The sequence below is a fragment of the Bacteroides bouchesdurhonensis genome (assembly GCF_900155865.1).
Taxonomy (GTDB): Bacteria; Bacteroidota; Bacteroidia; order Bacteroidales; family Bacteroidaceae; genus Bacteroides; species Bacteroides bouchesdurhonensis.
Window position 1 is genome coordinate 2,144,709 of record NZ_LT707006.1, and the last position, 15,338, is coordinate 2,160,046.

The window sequence follows — 15,338 nt, forward strand, 5'->3', positions numbered from 1 at the left end:
TCGTTGTATCCTTTATTAAAAAGCTTGTGATAGTGCTATAGGATACTTAGGCTTAGTTAAAATATCACAATATGGAAAATATTTGTTCCAATTAAAACATCAATAAGATTAAATCAGTGTTTTATGTAAAGGTTCTATTAATGAAATATTAAAAAACAACAATATGTCCTTGAGTAATCTTTTGATAATATTTTCATCAGTCATCGTGTGTATGGCTGCAATACTTTATATCTTTCTGTCGCAAGGGCAGAAGATTATTCAGAAATTAGGACCAGTTGGGAATCAAATAATTAATAAACTCGTTGCATTTTTTACGTTTTGTATTGGTATTCAGATCTCTGTGACAGGTATATCTCAAATATTTCATCTGAATATATTATAATATAGTTCTCTCATTTAATAGATTTTGAAGTATATAACTCCAAATAACGGAAATATGAAAATGAAAAAGATTTTTGCTACATTTTTAATTTTACTGTTTGTACTAGTGTTGGTTTTGGTAGTACGAACGGTTACCTACAAGTTTGGAAAGGTAGAGAAAAATGTTAGTGACAAAGAATTAGTGAATACGGCTCCTTCTGAACAGGCTATACGGCGTTTTGTGGGTGGAATACGCATTCCAACAATTAGTAATGAGTTCTATAATGAAACCAATTTCAAACCTTTCGATGAATTTATGAAATATCTTGCTGATTCATATCCGGAGGTTTATAGGGTGATGGATGTGGATACCATTAATAAATATGGACTGGTCTTCCACTGGAAAGGGAAAAACAGTAAATTAAATCCTATCTTATTTTTATCTCATTATGATGTTGTTCCTGTGGCAGGTTATGATCCATCTGCAATGACTGCTTCCGATACTATTTTTCAGTTGAACGATAAACCGTTACCATCCATTCAGACGTATGCGGAAAAATGGGATTATCCTCCATTTTCCGGAGCGGTTGCAAACGGACGAATATACGGACGTGGAACATTGGACATGAAGTGTATGCTGTTCTCGCTGATGGAAGGTGCACGTAACTTGATAAATGAAGGCTTTCAGCCGGAAAGGGATATTTGGTTTGCTTTCGGACACGACGAAGAGGTGAGCGGGCGTCAGGGAGCCCTTAAAATAGCGAATTACTTTAAAGAAAAAGGTTTGCACTTTGATGCAGTTTATGATGAAGGTGGAATTATTGCGGCTTCCGGTTCGGCTATGGAGGCAATACAAGAACCGTTGGCATTAGTTGGAGTCGGAGAAAAAGGGTTCCTTACGTTGCGTTTGGCAGTAAGAGGAATCGGAGGTCATTCTTCGATGCCTCCGGCAAAAAGCTCTTTGATATATGCTGCAGAAATAATTGAAAAATTGAATAGTAATCAGTTTCCGGCACAAATCATTTCTCCTATTACTAAGTTTTTTGATAATGTCGGAGGATATATGGGATTTTTATCGCGGATGGCGATAGCTAACCAATGGTTGCTTGAGCCATTATTGTTGAATACAATGGAGAAATCTCCTGCATCCAATGCTTTGGTCCGTACCACAACTGCTGTAACTATGGCTAAAGGAAGTGATGCTCCCAATGTTCTAGCGTCGGAAGCTGAGGTTACAGTAAACTTTCGGATCTTGCCCGGTGACTCGGTTGCCGGTGTCATGGAACATGTGCAGAAGGTATGTGAGGGGTATGATGTTTCTATAGATATAATCTCTCAACGAGAACCTTCAGGTATCTCTCCCGAAAATGTGAGAGGATTCCAGATTATAAAAGAGGAGTTAGCCGAAATATATCCCGCTGCAATAGTCACCTCCTATATAACAATAGGAGGTACGGATTCTTATAAATACCAGATTGTGAGTGATGATATTTACCGTTTCTTACCGATCTGCCTCAATCAGTATGAACAACGTACTATCCATAATGAAAATGAGTATATATCATTAGAGAATTTCGGGAAAATACAATGGTATTTTAAAGAGGTAATGCGTAACTATTAATCGCAACTTTTACTGTTCTTTTGGTATAATGTTTTCTGCTATCGTAGTGGTCAGAGGTCTCCATCTATAAAATCTACTATTACTAGAAAAGAAAAAGCTCTGAAATTCTTGAATTTCAGAGCTTTGCTTTAATTTGCTATTTGCTTTCGCGGTGCGTACGGGACTCGAACCCGTGACCCCATGCGTGACAGGCATGTATTCTAACCAACTGAACTAACGCACCAAATTTTATTTAAACTAACTTTTATTTCTTTCCGCCTCTATTGTAAAGAAGCGGTGCGTACGGGACTCGAACCCGTGACCCCATGCGTGACAGGCATGTATTCTAACCAACTGAACTAACGCACCAAAATTTCATTTTGTTAATCTGCATCTCTCTCGATTGCGGGTGCAAAGGTAGTTGTTTTTTGTAAATCTGCAAGTGTTTGAAGAAACTTTTTTTCAAGAAAAAACAGCTAAAAAGCTTAGTGTCTCATTTTGAGTACTTTCAAAATAAAAAAAATATTGTTTTTTTTCTTCGTACTAATTAGGATTACATAAGTCTGTTACTATGATTGCATTATTTTATCGATAAGATTACATTATTTTGATAGTTTCATTATATCATCAGCGTCGAACGATGTTATCTTTTTTAATATTCATCTGTCTTACATAAGAAATCGCTTCCAATATCTTTCTATCTGTAAGAAATCATCGTTTTTAAGTAAACTTTCTGCTTGAATAATTCGTAATTTTGCAGTAAATCGTTATTTTTGCACTCTAAAAATAGAGAGGTGGAAGAATTTCCCCCCGGAATCGTAAATTTGTAAAAAGAATGATGACTACAGCCAAACTGTTATTGCACTGTCCTGATAAACCGGGAATTCTAGCGGAAGTGACAGACTTTATTACGGTAAACAAAGGAAATATTATCTATCTGGACCAATACGTAGACCATGTAGAAAACATATTTTTCATGCGTATAGAATGGGAATTAAAGGACTTTCTGGTTCCGCAGGAAAAGATTGAAGATTACTTTAGAACACTTTATGCACAAAAATACGAAATGGATTTCCGTCTTTATTTCTCGGATGTGAAACCACGTATGGCTATTTTCGTTTCGAAAATGTCTCATTGTCTTTTTGATATGCTCGCTCGATATACCGCAGGAGAATGGAATGTGGAAATACCTCTTATAATAAGTAACCATCCCGACTTGCAACATGTAGCCGAACGCTTCGGTATTCCCTTCCATCTGTTCCCTATCACAAAAGAGACAAAAGAAGAACAGGAACGCAAAGAGCTCGAACTTTTGGCCAAACATAATATTACTTTCATCGTTTTGGCACGATATATGCAGGTTATCTCTGAACAGATGATTAATGCTTATCCCAATAAGATTATTAATATCCATCACTCTTTCCTTCCGGCCTTTGTTGGTGCTAAACCCTATCATGCTGCTTTTGAAAGAGGAGTGAAGATTATCGGGGCAACCAGTCATTATGTAACAACAGAATTGGATGCAGGTCCAATCATCGAACAGGATGTGGTGCGTATTACTCACAAAGATTCTGTAGAAGACTTGGTAAATAAAGGAAAAGACTTGGAAAAAATTGTTCTTTCACGTGCGGTACAAAAGCACATTGAACGAAAAGTCTTAGCTTATAAAAATAAAACAGTAATATTTAGCTAATGAAGATAGCAGTCGTAAAATACAATGCCGGAAATATTCGTTCGGTGGATTATGCATTGAAGCGTTTGGGCGTTGAGGCGGTGATTACGGCCGATAAAGAAGAACTTCAATCTGCCGATAAAGTTATTTTCCCCGGAGTAGGAGAGGCGGAGACTACAATGAACCACTTGAAGGCGACCGGATTAGATGAATTGATTCGAAATCTTCGTCAGCCGGTATTTGGCATTTGTCTGGGGATGCAGTTGATGTGCCGTTATTCTGAAGAGGGAGGAGTCGATTGTCTGAATATCTTTGATGTAGACGTGAAACGTTTTATACCGAAGAAACATGAAGATAAAGTTCCACACATGGGATGGAATACGATTGGTAAGGTAAATAGTAAACTGTTTGAAGGATTCACTGAAGAAGAGTTTGTTTATTTCGTGCATAGTTTCTATGTTCCGGTTTGTGACTTTACTGCTGCTGAAACTGATTATATTGATCCGTTTAGTGCTGCTCTGCATAAAGACAATTTTTATGCAACTCAGTTCCATCCGGAGAAAAGTGGAAAGACCGGAGAGAAGATTTTGCAGAACTTTTTGGATCTATAATAAACTATGTTACCGTTTATAATAAACTCCATCATAGTTTATAATAAACTCTCTCATCGTTTATAATAAACTTTTTAGGGATTGTAGAATGAGGAAGAGAGACTGTTTAAAGAATGAATAACTAAAAATCTAAATAGCCTGATGATAGAGATAATTCCAGCCATTGATATAATTGACGGAAAGTGTGTGCGCCTTTCCCAGGGAGACTATGACAGTAAGAAAGTCTATAATGAAAGTCCTGTGGAGGTAGCTAAAGAATTTGAAGCGAATGGAGTTCGCAGATTGCATGTAGTCGATCTGGACGGAGCTGCTTCTCATCATGTAGTCAATCATCGAGTATTGGAACAGATAGCTACACGTACTTCTTTAGTGATAGACTTTGGTGGAGGAGTAAAGAGCGACGAAGATTTGAAGATCGCATTTGAAAGCGGTGCACAAATGGTGACAGGAGGCAGCATTGCTGTGAAAGATCCTGCGCTTTTCTGTCATTGGTTAGCTATCTATGGAAGTGAGAAAATTATCTTGGGAGCGGATGTAAAAGATCATAAGATAGCCGTTAATGGCTGGAAAGACGAAAGTGCCTGCGAACTTTTCCCATTTTTGGAAGATTATATAAATAAGGGCATTCAGAAAGTGATTTGTACGGATATTAGTTGTGACGGGATGCTGAAAGGTCCTTCTATTGATCTATATAAAGAAATGTTGGAGAAATTCCCCAATCTTTATTTGATGGCAAGTGGAGGAGTAAGTAACATCGATGATATTATAGCTTTGAATGAGGCCGGAGTTCCCGGAGTGATTTTTGGTAAAGCACTTTACGAAGGACATCTGACTTTGAAAGATTTACGTTCTTTTCTGGAATAAGAAGAATAAGAGGCTCCCGAATATCGATAATAAATTGTCAAATAGTAAATAAATTAGAATTGTGTTAGCGAAAAGAATTATACCTTGCTTGGATATAAAAGACGGGCAAACCGTAAAAGGAACAAATTTTGTCAATCTGCGTCAGGCGGGTGATCCGGTGGGACTGGGACGTGCCTACAGCGAACAAGGAGCTGATGAACTTGTTTTTCTGGATATTACAGCCAGTCACGAAGGACGTAAAACTTTTGCGGAATTGGTGAAACGAATTGCAGCTAATATCAATATACCTTTTACAGTAGGTGGTGGAATCAATGAATTGAGTGATGTAGACCGTTTACTGAATGCCGGAGCGGATAAGATTTCTATTAATTCTTCCGCTATCCGTAATCCACAGTTGATTGATGAGATTGCTAAACATTTTGGTTCGCAGGTTTGTGTATTGGCAGTAGATGCCAAACAGACTGAAAATGGTTGGAAGTGTTACTTGAACGGCGGACGTATCGAGACAGATAAGGAGTTGATGACATGGACGAAAGAGGCACAGGATCGTGGTGCAGGAGAAATCCTGTTTACTAGTATGAATCATGACGGTGTGAAGACCGGTTATGCCAATGAAGCACTCGCTGCTTTGGCCGAACAACTTTCGATTCCTGTGATTGCTTCCGGTGGCGCAGGTCAAAAAGAACACTTTCGTGATGCTTTCTTACTTGGAAAAGCAGATGCGGCATTGGCTGCCAGCGTTTTTCATTTCGGAGAAATTAAAATTCCCGAATTAAAATCGTATCTTTGCGCACAGAATATACCGATGCGGACTGTTTAGTTTGTAAATTGTAAATAGTAAACTAAAAAATAGAATGATGGAATTGGATTTTGATAAAATGAACGGACTTGTTCCGGCTATCATACAAGATAATGAGACACGTAAAGTGCTGATGTTAGGCTTTATGAATAAAGAAGCGTATGATAAAACAGTAGAAACCGGAAAAGTAACTTTTTTTAGCCGCACTAAGAATCGGTTGTGGACAAAAGGAGAAGAAAGCGGTAACTTTCTGAATGTCGTTTCTATCAAAGCCGATTGTGATAACGATACATTGTTGATTCAGGTGAATCCCGTAGGACCGGTTTGCCACACTGGCACAGATACTTGCTGGGGTGAAAAGAATGAAGAACCGGTTATGTTTTTGAAACTTCTGCAAGATTTCATAGACAAGCGTCACGAAGAAATGCCGGAAGGTTCATACACTACCAGTCTGTTTGAATCCGGTATTAATAAGATTGCTCAGAAAGTCGGTGAAGAAGCTGTAGAAACAGTAATTGAAGCAACAAATGGCACAGATGATCGTTTGATTTACGAAGGTTCCGACCTGATTTATCATCTGATTGTATTATTAACATCAAAAGGCTATCGTATTGAGGATCTTGCTCGTGAATTGCAAGAAAGACATAGCAGTACATGGAAGAAACATTAATTCAATATAGGGATGTAGAAATTCATCAGCAGGAACTCTGTGTGTTGAGTGATGTTAATCTGGAACTGCACAAGGGAGAGTTCGTCTACCTGATAGGAAAAGTAGGCTCTGGAAAAACGAGTTTGCTCAAAACCTTATATGGCGAATTGGACGTAATTAATGGCGAAGCGGAAGTATTGGGTTATAATATGCGAACCATCAAACGGAAACATATTCCACAGTTACGTCGCAAACTGGGAATTGTGTTCCAAGATTTCCAACTACTGACGGACCGTACGGTTTATAATAATCTGGAATTTGTACTTCAGGCCACTGGCTGGAAGAACAAGCAGGAAATAAAAGAGCGTATTGAGGAAGTGCTCCAATTGGTAGGAATGTCTAATAAAGGATATAAATATCCGAATGAACTTTCCGGTGGTGAGCAACAACGCATTGTTATAGCTCGTGCCGTACTTAATTCTCCGGAAATCATCTTGGCAGACGAACCGACCGGAAATCTGGATGTGGATACAGGTAAGGCAATTGTGGAGTTATTGCACAATATCTGTGAGTCCGGTTCATCAGTTGTGATGACCACACACAACCTTCAGTTGCTGAAAGAATATCCCGGTAGAGTATATCGTTGTGTCGATCATCATATCACTGATATTACCGATGAATATAAATCCCGGCAGAGAGCAATAGAAATAGATTTAAATATAGATAATTAAAATAGTAACGAAAATGAAAGTTTTAAAGTTTGGAGGAACTTCCGTAGGTTCTGCTCAGCGGATGAAGGAAGTAGCCAAATTGATTACCGATGGTGAACAGAAGATTGTTGTTCTTTCCGCTATGTCAGGAACAACGAACACATTGGTGGAAATTTCGGACTATCTGTATAAGAAGAATCCGGAGGGTGCCAACGAGATTATCAATAAGCTGGAAGCCAAATATAAACAGCATATTGATGAACTTTACGCTACTCAGGAGTATAAACAGAAAGGTCTGGAAGTCATCAAGTCCCATTTCGACTACATCCGCTCCTATACCAAAGACCTTTTCACTTTGTTCGAAGAGAAAGTGGTATTGGCACAAGGAGAGTTGATTTCTACGGCAATGGTAAACTTATATCTGCAGGAATGCGGCGTGAAGTCTATATTGCTTCCGGCTTTGGAATTTATGCGTACTGATAAGAATGCAGAACCGGATCCGGGTTATATCAAGGATAAATTGCAAGCACAGCTTGAACTTTATCCGGATGCTGAAATCTACATTACTCAAGGGTTCATTTGTCGGAACGCTTACGGTGAGATTGATAATTTGCAGCGTGGAGGTAGTGACTATACGGCATCTTTGATCGGTGCTGCAGTGAATGCTACTGAAATCCAGATCTGGACGGATATCGACGGTATGCACAATAACGATCCTCGTATCGTTGATAAGACAGCTCCGGTTCGTCAGTTGCATTTTGAAGAAGCTGCCGAACTAGCTTATTTTGGTGCTAAAATTCTGCATCCTACTTGTATCCAGCCTGCTAAATATGCAAATATTCCTGTGCGTCTGTTGAATACCATGGATCCGAAAGCTCCGGGTACATTGATCTCCAATGATACAGAGAAAGGTAAGATCAAAGCGGTTGCTGCCAAAGATAATATTACAGCTATCAAAATCAAGTCCAGTCGTATGTTGCTTGCTCATGGTTTTTTGCGCAAAGTATTCGAAATCTTTGAAAGCTATCAGACTTCTATAGATATGATTTGTACTTCAGAGGTAGGAGTATCTGTAACGATTGATAATACGAAGCACCTGAACGAGATTCTGGATGATCTGAAAAAATACGGTACAGTTACTGTAGATAAGGATATGTGTATCATCTGCGTAGTAGGTGATTTGGAATGGGAAAACATTGGTTTTGAAGCAAAGGCACTCGATGCGATGCGGGATATTCCGGTACGAATGATTTCATTCGGAGGAAGTAACTACAATATATCCTTCCTCATCCGGGAATGTGATAAAAATGTAGCATTACAATCGCTAAGCGATATGCTTTTCAACAACAAATAATTCCACAAAGAAAATATTGAGCGCTTTTACCGATTTAGATAAAAGCGCTCTTTTTTAACTAACTAAACAAGTATTTAATTATGAAAGGAATATTTCCGATTGATAAATTCCGTACCTTGCAAACACCTTTTTATTATTATGATACCAAGGTACTGCGTGATACACTTTCTACTATTAATCAGGAGATTGCCAAATATCCTAATTACTCTGTTCATTATGCGGTGAAAGCTAATGCAAATCCGAAAGTACTTACTATTATTCGTGAAAGCGGATTAGGAGCCGACTGTGTGAGTGGAGGAGAGGTGCGTGCTGCTATTCGTGCCGGATTTCCAGCTAATAAGATTGTTTTTGCCGGAGTAGGTAAGGCGGATTGGGAAATCAACCTCGGATTGGAGTATGATATTTTCTGTTTCAATGTAGAATCTATTCCTGAGTTGGAGATAATTAATGAATTAGCGGTTGCTCAAAATAAAGTAGCTAATGTTGCTTTCCGTATCAATCCTGATGTGGGTGCACATACTCATGCTAATATTGCTACCGGGCTTGCGGAAAACAAATTCGGTATCAGTATGCAGGATATGGATAAAGTGATTGATGTAGCACAAAATTTGAAGAATGTGAAGTTTATCGGTCTTCACTTTCATATTGGCTCTCAGATATTAGATATGGGTGACTTTGTTGCTCTCTGTAATCGGGTGAATGAATTACAGGATAAACTCGAATCTCGTCGTATATTGGTTGAACATATCAATGTCGGTGGTGGATTGGGAATCGATTATGCCCATCCTAACCGTCAGGCAATTCCTAATTTCAAAGCATATTTTGCCACCTATGCCGGACAGTTGAAATTACGTCCGTATCAAACTTTGCATTTTGAGTTGGGACGTTCTGTGGTAGGGCAATGTGGTTCATTGATATCCAAAGTGTTATATGTGAAGCAAGGAACCAAAAAACAATTTGCCATTCTTGATGCAGGTATGACAGATTTGATTCGTCCGGCTCTGTATCAGGCTTATCACAAAATGGAAAACATTACTTCAGAAGGGCTGATAGAAGCCTATGATGTAGTAGGACCTATTTGTGAATCGTCGGATGTTTTCGGTAAAGCAATAGACCTGAATAAAGTGAATCGTGGAGATCTGATCGCTCTCCGTTCTGCAGGTGCTTACGGTGAAATCATGGCATCCGGTTATAATTGTCGTGAACTTCCGAAAGGGTATACATCAGACGAACTTGTGTAAATAAAATGTGAATGTAGTTTAAAAATTCAAGGACGTTAAAACATTTTAGTTTGAAATCTTGTTATATTTGTAATAAAATAAAAAGATGAAGTTACATTAACAACTTTATAAAAAATACGATTATGATTTCGGAAAAATTACAAAATGCAATTAACGAGCAGATTACTGCTGAGATGTGGTCTGCAAACCTGTATTTGGCGATGTCTTTTTACTTTGAAAAAGAAGGTTTCAGTGGTTTTGCTAGTTGGATGAAAAAACAGTATTTCGAAGAAATGCAACATGCTTGTACAATGGCTGACTATATTGTCAAGAGAGGCGGAACTGCTAAAGTAGATAAGATTGATGTAGTACCTAACGGTTGGGGCAATCCTCTGGAAGTATTTGAACATGTTTACAAACATGAATGCCATGTTTCTAAATTGATAGATAGCTTGGTAGATGTTGCTGCGGCTGAAAAAGATAAAGCGACACAAGATTTCTTATGGGGATTTGTCCGTGAACAGGTAGAAGAAGAAGCCACTGCATTGGAAATTGTTGAGAAATTGAAGAAAGCTGGTGAAACGGGTATTTTCATTATTGATTCACAACTTGGACAACGTAAATAAGATTCAGCAATAAGTTGATATAAAATAAAAAGCTATTTGGACTATCCGGGTAGCTTTTTTACTTTGTTTGCGCTTGTTTCTTTGCCTCATGGCATCAGTTATTTTATGGTTATTCTGCCTTGTCGGGTGATTTATGACGACCTTTCTCCATCGCCCCCAGATATATCTCCAGCGACCGGGTAGAGATTTGTATTTCACGAAAGGAAACGCCTAACGAACCGATAAGCAAAATCAAAGCTATCCCAAATACATAAGCGGATAATAATTGCAACCCGATATAGATTAGGAACATACTGACCACACAGAGAAATAAACTTGCTATTCCTAGTCCCTGCATGGTTCGGGTCAGGTTTAACCTTTTCCGTAGATTCTCTATTTGTGCAACAGTGATATCAGAAGGGTTTTCAACGTAACGATCCCGTAACTGACGCACCAGTTGTGCATAGGATAAAAAACGATTGGTATAAGCCAATAAAATCAGCGAAACAGCTGAGAACAGTAGCGCAGGGGTAGTTAGTGTTAATTCTTCCATGATGATATAAAAAATCTTCCATTGTTATTGTCGCAATCTCAGTAAGATATGTAATAATAACAATGGAAGATATAATAATGTTCTTACTTCAATACTCCGAGCTCTTTACCTACTTTAATAAAGGCGGCTATACACTTATCAAGATGTTCTTTTTCGTGTCCGGCAGAAATCTGTACGCGGATACGTGCTTGATCTTTCGGGACAACCGGATAGTAGAAACCTGTTACATAAATACCTTCTTCCTGCATACGTGCTGCATAAATCTGTGATAATTTAGCATCATATAACATGACAGCACAGATTGCACTTTGAGTTGGCTTAATGTCGAATCCGGCAGCAGTCATCTTGTCGCGGAAATAATTCACATTGTCTACCAGTTTATCGTGGAGTGCATTACTTTCTTTCAACATTTTGAATACTTCAAGACTTGCACCGATAATACCCGGAGCCAATGAATTGGAGAACAGGTAAGGACGGCTACGTTGGCGCAATAAATCAATGATTTCTTTACGTCCGGTAGTAAATCCTCCCAATGCACCGCCGAAAGCCTTACCCAGCGTACCGGTATAAATATCTATGCGTCCGTGAGTTTTATATAACTCGCTTACACCATGACCGGTAGCACCTACCACACCTGCTGAGTGAGACTCATCAACCATTACTAGGGCGTTGTACTTTTCCGCCAAATCACAAATCTTGTCCATTGGTGCCACATTTCCATCCATAGAGAATACACCATCTGTTACCACGATACGGAAACGCTGAGCTTGTGCCTCTTGCAGGCATTTTTCCAGTTCATCCATATTGGCGTTGGCGTAACGATAACGTTTTGCTTTACAAAGACGTACCCCGTCAATAATAGAAGCATGATTTAAAGAGTCTGAAATAATGGCGTCCTCTTCAGTGAAAAGCGGTTCGAACACACCACCATTAGCGTCGAAGCAAGCAGCATACAGAATGGTATCTTCGGTCTGGAAATATTCTGAGATCGCAGCCTCCAATTCTTTGTGTATATCCTGAGTTCCGCAAATGAAGCGAACAGAAGACATACCATATCCGCGACGATCCATCATTTCCTGAGCTGCTTTAATCAAGCGAGGATGATTAGATAACCCCAAATAGTTATTGGCACAGAAATTCAGAACCTCTTTACCTTTTACAGTAATGGCAGCCTGTTGTGCACTTTCGATCAGTCGTTCTTCTTTATAAAGACCGGCTTCTTTGATTTCAGCCAATGTCTGGCTGAGATATTCTTGCATTTTACCGTACATAGTGTTTGAGTGATTAAGTTATGATACAAAGGACACTATTTTTCTTGGAATAACAATGTCTTTTTGACGAAAATATGAAAAAAAAGTGCTTACTTTGCGCACCATTTAGCTTAATATCTTTAGTAAGAAGAAAAAATGAAACACATTTTGATAATTGGAGCTACCGGACAGATCGGATCCGAACTAACGATGGAACTACGTAAACGTTACGGAAACCAAAACGTGGTAGCTGGTTATATCCCTGGTGCTGAACCTAAGGGGGAATTAAAAGAGTCAGGACCGTCGGCTATTGTAGACGTGACAGACGGAGCGATGATCGAATCGGTGGTAAGAGAATACCATATTGATACTATTTACAATTTAGCGGCACTACTTTCGGTGGTAGCCGAATCCAAACCTAAATTAGCTTGGAAGATAGGTATCGATGGATTATGGAATGTTCTGGAAGTAGCCCGTGAACAAGGGTGTGCAGTTTTTACACCTAGTTCTATCGGTTCGTTCGGTTCAAGTACGCCTCATACAAAGACTCCACAGGATACTATACAACGTCCGCGTACAATGTATGGTGTAACCAAAGTGACTACTGAATTGTTAAGTGATTATTATTTTAATAAATATGGTGTCGATACGCGTGCTGTCCGTTTTCCGGGCATCATTTCGAACGTGACTCCTCCGGGAGGAGGTACGACCGATTACGCTGTTGATATCTATTACTCAGCCGTAAAAGGTGAAAAATTTGTGTGCCCTGTGAAGGAAGGCACATTAATGGATATGATGTATATGCCGGATGCATTGAATGCAGCTATCATGTTGATGGAAGCGGATCCGGCAAAACTGATACACCGTAATGCTTTCAATATCGCTGCCATGAGCTTCGGTCCGGAAACTATTTTCCAGGCTATTAAAAAGCATGTGTCGGAATTCGAGATGGTTTATAATATCGACCCCTTGAAACAACGCATAGCCGATAGTTGGCCGGACAGTTTGGATGATACCTGTGCACGGAATGAGTGGGGGTGGAAGCCAGCTTATGATTTGGAAAGTATGACGGTGGATATGCTTGAGAAATTAAGAGCTAAACTAAAATAATGAAAAAACTAATTGCGGGGGTTGCGGTGCTCGCAGTTTTGGTTTCTTGTGGAAACAAAAAAACGAACATCGACCCTTTTGCATCTATTACTAATGAGGTAGATTCTGTCCTGCATAAGGAAGATTCTATTCCTCAGGTGAAATTGCCGGAAGAACCCAAACCGACTGAAGCGGATGAATCTTTCGACGATTTTATCTATAATTTTGCCTCTGATGAGGCTTTACAGCTTCAGCGTGTGAGATTTCCGCTGCCATATTATAAAAAGGATGAGAAAGTTTCTATTGAGAAACGTTTTTGGAAGCATGATGATTTATTTACCAAACAGCATTATTATACGCTCCTGTTTGATAAAGAAGAAGACATGGATCTTGTAGGTGATACCTCTCTTACTTCGGTACAAGTAGAGTGGATATTTGTGAAAAAACGAATGATGAAGAGGTATTATTTTGAGCGTATTAAAGGAGCATGGATTTTAGAGGCTATCAACCTGCGTCCTATTGAAAAGAATGATAATGAAGATTTTGTAGAATTTTTCAATCGTTTTGCATCCGATAGTCTTTTTCAGAGCCAACGTGTGCAGAATCCGCTTGCTTTTGTAACATCAGATCCGGATGATGACTTTTCTATTTTGGAAACAACGATTGACCGGAATCAATGGTTTGCCTTTAAACCGGTGTTACCAACCGACCGCCTATCAAATATTAATTATGGTCAGCGGAATGATGATAATTCATCAACGAAAATTCTTGCATTGAAAGGTATCGGAAACGGTTTTTCCAATCTCCTGTATTTTCGTCGGAAAGGAGGAGAGTGGGAATTGTATAAGTTTGAAGATACAAGTATATAATAATGTTTCAATATGCTGATGAACTAATGGGCTATTGAATGGCGTATTACCTGCAAAAATAGGATACAGGCATATTGATTAAAAAAGAATTAGTTATGTTTTCTCTTTTGTCTCACAATACATTTGGCATAGATGTGAATGCCACCCGTTTTTTAGAATATGCTTCGGTCGAAGAACTGAAGCAACAAATAGCGCAAGGTGCCATTACGACACCTTTTTTGCATATTGGAGGTGGCAGTAACTTGTTATTTGCTAAAGACTATGATGGGCTGGTTCTGCATTCCTGCATTAACGGTATAGAAGTGACCGAAGAGACGGAACAATCCGTATTTGTGAGAGTCGGGGCTGGTGTCGTCTGGGATGATTTCGTGGATTATTGTGTAAGAAACGGATGGTATGGAGTCGAAAATCTTTCGCTCATTCCCGGTGAAGTAGGAGCAAGTGCTGTGCAGAATATAGGAGCCTATGGCGTGGAAGTCAAGGATTTGATTACGATGGTGGAAACAGTGAACTTTCATGGTGAAGAGCGTGTTTATACAGTAGATGAATGTGAATATTCCTATCGTAACAGTATCTTTAAACGTCCGGAAAACAGAACTGTTTTTGTGACGTATGTTTGTTTCCGTCTTGGTAAAAAAGAGAATTTTACATTAGACTATGGTACTATTCGTCAGGAATTGGAGAAATATCCTAAACTGACACTGGATATAGTTCGTAAAGTAATTATAGATATTCGGGAAAGCAAGCTTCCTGATCCAAAAGTGATGGGGAATGCAGGAAGTTTTTTTATGAATCCTATCGTCTCGAGAGAGAAACTAGAAACTTTGCAACAAGAATATCCTCAAATACCCTATTATGAATTGAGTGACGGACAGGTGAAGATTCCGGCTGGATGGATGATTGATCAGTGTGGCTGGAAAGGAAAAGCATTAGGACCGGCAGCGGTTCATGATAAACAGGCATTGGTATTGGTAAATCGTGGAGGAGCAAAAGGAAGTGATATTATTGCACTTTCGGATGCAGTACGTACCTCTGTCCGCGAGAAATTTGGAATCGATATTCATCCTGAGGTATATATAATTGATAATTAAGAATGGAAAATAATGTATACGCTAATGTTACTTGAAAATTGT

15 protein-coding genes, 2 tRNA genes and 1 pseudogene are annotated in these 15,338 nt (G+C 39.0%); 14 read left to right on the forward strand and 4 right to left on the reverse strand.

What is annotated here, in order from left to right; genetic code table 11:
* Positions 1-166: 166 nt before the first annotated feature.
* Both CZ225_RS08635 and CZ225_RS08640 read left to right on the forward strand, forming a co-directional pair.
* Positions 167-382 (forward strand): annotated as a pseudogene (locus tag CZ225_RS08635) (MarC family protein); the annotation flags it as partial.
* A 54-nt stretch (positions 383-436) separates the two neighbouring features.
* Entirely contained in the window at positions 437-1,981 is a 1,545-nt protein-coding gene (locus CZ225_RS08640; protein WP_077153792.1) for a M20/M25/M40 family metallo-hydrolase, read from the forward strand.
* A gap of 149 nt (positions 1,982-2,130) precedes the next feature.
* Here CZ225_RS08640 and CZ225_RS08645 read toward each other — a convergent pair.
* Positions 2,131-2,204, reverse strand: a tRNA-Asp gene (locus CZ225_RS08645).
* Between the two features lie 51 nt (positions 2,205-2,255).
* Positions 2,256-2,329: transfer RNA gene (locus CZ225_RS08650), tRNA-Asp, on the reverse strand.
* Positions 2,330-2,795: 466 nt separating this feature from the next.
* On the opposite strand from CZ225_RS08650, the gene purU reads away from it, so the two are divergent.
* The 9 genes from purU (at position 2,796) to CZ225_RS08700 (ending at position 10,465) form a co-directional block, all read left to right on the forward strand.
* Entirely contained in the window at positions 2,796-3,653 is an 858-nt protein-coding gene (purU, locus tag CZ225_RS08660; RefSeq protein ID WP_077153793.1) for a formyltetrahydrofolate deformylase, read from the forward strand.
* A complete protein-coding gene (gene hisH / locus CZ225_RS08665; RefSeq protein WP_077153794.1) occupies positions 3,653-4,243 on the forward strand; it encodes an imidazole glycerol phosphate synthase subunit HisH in 591 nt (196 codons plus the stop codon). The genes purU and hisH overlap by 1 nt, the downstream gene beginning before the upstream one ends.
* Positions 4,244-4,384: 141 nt before the next feature.
* Complete coding sequence (gene hisA / locus CZ225_RS08670) at positions 4,385-5,107, forward strand: 1-(5-phosphoribosyl)-5-[(5-phosphoribosylamino)methylideneamino]imidazole-4-carboxamide isomerase (protein WP_077153795.1); 723 nt, start codon at positions 4,385-4,387, stop codon at positions 5,105-5,107.
* A 61-nt stretch (positions 5,108-5,168) separates the two neighbouring features.
* Positions 5,169-5,927, forward strand: a complete 759-nt coding sequence (hisF, locus tag CZ225_RS08675) for an imidazole glycerol phosphate synthase subunit HisF (RefSeq protein WP_077153796.1) — start codon at positions 5,169-5,171, stop codon at positions 5,925-5,927.
* Positions 5,928-5,964: 37 nt separating this feature from the next.
* On the forward strand, positions 5,965-6,576 hold the full coding sequence (hisIE, locus tag CZ225_RS08680; protein ID WP_077153797.1) for a bifunctional phosphoribosyl-AMP cyclohydrolase/phosphoribosyl-ATP diphosphatase HisIE: 612 nt from the start codon (positions 5,965-5,967) through the stop codon (positions 6,574-6,576).
* Positions 6,561-7,286 carry a cell division ATP-binding protein FtsE gene (locus CZ225_RS08685; RefSeq protein WP_077153798.1) on the forward strand — a complete coding sequence of 242 codons (726 nt, stop codon included), beginning with the start codon at positions 6,561-6,563 and terminating at the stop codon, positions 7,284-7,286. Before hisIE ends, CZ225_RS08685 begins: the two co-directional genes overlap by 16 nt.
* 13 nt (positions 7,287-7,299) lie before the next feature.
* A complete protein-coding gene (locus tag CZ225_RS08690; RefSeq protein WP_077153799.1) occupies positions 7,300-8,619 on the forward strand; it encodes an aspartate kinase in 1,320 nt (439 codons plus the stop codon).
* 80 nt (positions 8,620-8,699) lie between these two features.
* Complete coding sequence (gene lysA, locus CZ225_RS08695; RefSeq protein WP_077153800.1) at positions 8,700-9,860, forward strand: diaminopimelate decarboxylase; 1,161 nt, start codon at positions 8,700-8,702, stop codon at positions 9,858-9,860.
* 122 nt (positions 9,861-9,982) lie between these two features.
* Positions 9,983-10,465, forward strand: coding sequence for a ferritin (locus CZ225_RS08700; RefSeq protein ID WP_077153801.1), 483 nt, complete (start codon positions 9,983-9,985; stop codon positions 10,463-10,465).
* Positions 10,466-10,574: 109 nt separating this feature from the next.
* Here the strand turns inward: CZ225_RS08700 and CZ225_RS08705 are convergent, their stop codons facing one another.
* Positions 10,575-10,997, reverse strand: coding sequence for a DUF2721 domain-containing protein (locus tag CZ225_RS08705; protein ID WP_077153802.1), 423 nt, complete (start codon positions 10,995-10,997; stop codon positions 10,575-10,577).
* A gap of 83 nt (positions 10,998-11,080) precedes the next feature.
* Positions 11,081-12,268 (reverse strand): glycine C-acetyltransferase, encoded by a 1,188-nt coding sequence (kbl, locus tag CZ225_RS08710; RefSeq protein WP_077153803.1) that lies wholly within the window; start codon positions 12,266-12,268, stop codon positions 11,081-11,083.
* Positions 12,269-12,403: 135 nt separating this feature from the next.
* On the opposite strand from kbl, the gene CZ225_RS08715 reads away from it, so the two are divergent.
* The 3 genes from CZ225_RS08715 to murB all read left to right on the forward strand — a co-directional run bounded on the left by CZ225_RS08715 (position 12,404) and on the right by murB (position 15,296).
* Positions 12,404-13,357, forward strand: coding sequence for an NAD-dependent epimerase/dehydratase family protein (locus CZ225_RS08715; RefSeq protein WP_077153804.1), 954 nt, complete (start codon positions 12,404-12,406; stop codon positions 13,355-13,357).
* Positions 13,357-14,205, forward strand: a complete 849-nt coding sequence (locus CZ225_RS08720) for a DUF4348 domain-containing protein (protein ID WP_077153805.1) — start codon at positions 13,357-13,359, stop codon at positions 14,203-14,205. Before CZ225_RS08715 ends, CZ225_RS08720 begins: the two co-directional genes overlap by 1 nt.
* 95 nt (positions 14,206-14,300) lie before the next feature.
* Positions 14,301-15,296 carry a UDP-N-acetylmuramate dehydrogenase gene (murB, locus tag CZ225_RS08725; protein ID WP_077153806.1) on the forward strand — a complete coding sequence of 332 codons (996 nt, stop codon included), beginning with the start codon at positions 14,301-14,303 and terminating at the stop codon, positions 15,294-15,296.
* Positions 15,297-15,338 lie beyond the last annotated feature (42 nt).

Bases quoted from the DNA above. Each gene is read 5' to 3' on its own strand.
- CZ225_RS08640 (WP_077153792.1), top strand. From the start codon at position 437: ATGAAAATGAAAAAGATTTTTGCTACATTTTTAATTTTACTGTTTGTA.
- purU (WP_077153793.1), top strand. From the start codon at position 2,796: ATGATGACTACAGCCAAACTGTTATTGCACTGTCCTGATAAACCGGGA.
- hisH (WP_077153794.1), top strand. From the start codon at position 3,653: ATGAAGATAGCAGTCGTAAAATACAATGCCGGAAATATTCGTTCGGTG.
- hisA (WP_077153795.1), top strand. From the start codon at position 4,385: ATGATAGAGATAATTCCAGCCATTGATATAATTGACGGAAAGTGTGTG.
- hisIE (WP_077153797.1), top strand. From the start codon at position 5,965: ATGGAATTGGATTTTGATAAAATGAACGGACTTGTTCCGGCTATCATA.
- CZ225_RS08685 (WP_077153798.1), top strand. From the start codon at position 6,561: ATGGAAGAAACATTAATTCAATATAGGGATGTAGAAATTCATCAGCAG.
- CZ225_RS08690 (WP_077153799.1), top strand. From the start codon at position 7,300: ATGAAAGTTTTAAAGTTTGGAGGAACTTCCGTAGGTTCTGCTCAGCGG.
- lysA (WP_077153800.1), top strand. From the start codon at position 8,700: ATGAAAGGAATATTTCCGATTGATAAATTCCGTACCTTGCAAACACCT.
- CZ225_RS08700 (WP_077153801.1), top strand. From the start codon at position 9,983: ATGATTTCGGAAAAATTACAAAATGCAATTAACGAGCAGATTACTGCT.
- CZ225_RS08705 (WP_077153802.1), bottom strand. From the start codon at position 10,997: ATGGAAGAATTAACACTAACTACCCCTGCGCTACTGTTCTCAGCTGTT.
- kbl (WP_077153803.1), bottom strand. From the start codon at position 12,268: ATGTACGGTAAAATGCAAGAATATCTCAGCCAGACATTGGCTGAAATC.
- CZ225_RS08715 (WP_077153804.1), top strand. From the start codon at position 12,404: ATGAAACACATTTTGATAATTGGAGCTACCGGACAGATCGGATCCGAA.
- CZ225_RS08720 (WP_077153805.1), top strand. From the start codon at position 13,357: ATGAAAAAACTAATTGCGGGGGTTGCGGTGCTCGCAGTTTTGGTTTCT.
- murB (WP_077153806.1), top strand. From the start codon at position 14,301: ATGTTTTCTCTTTTGTCTCACAATACATTTGGCATAGATGTGAATGCC.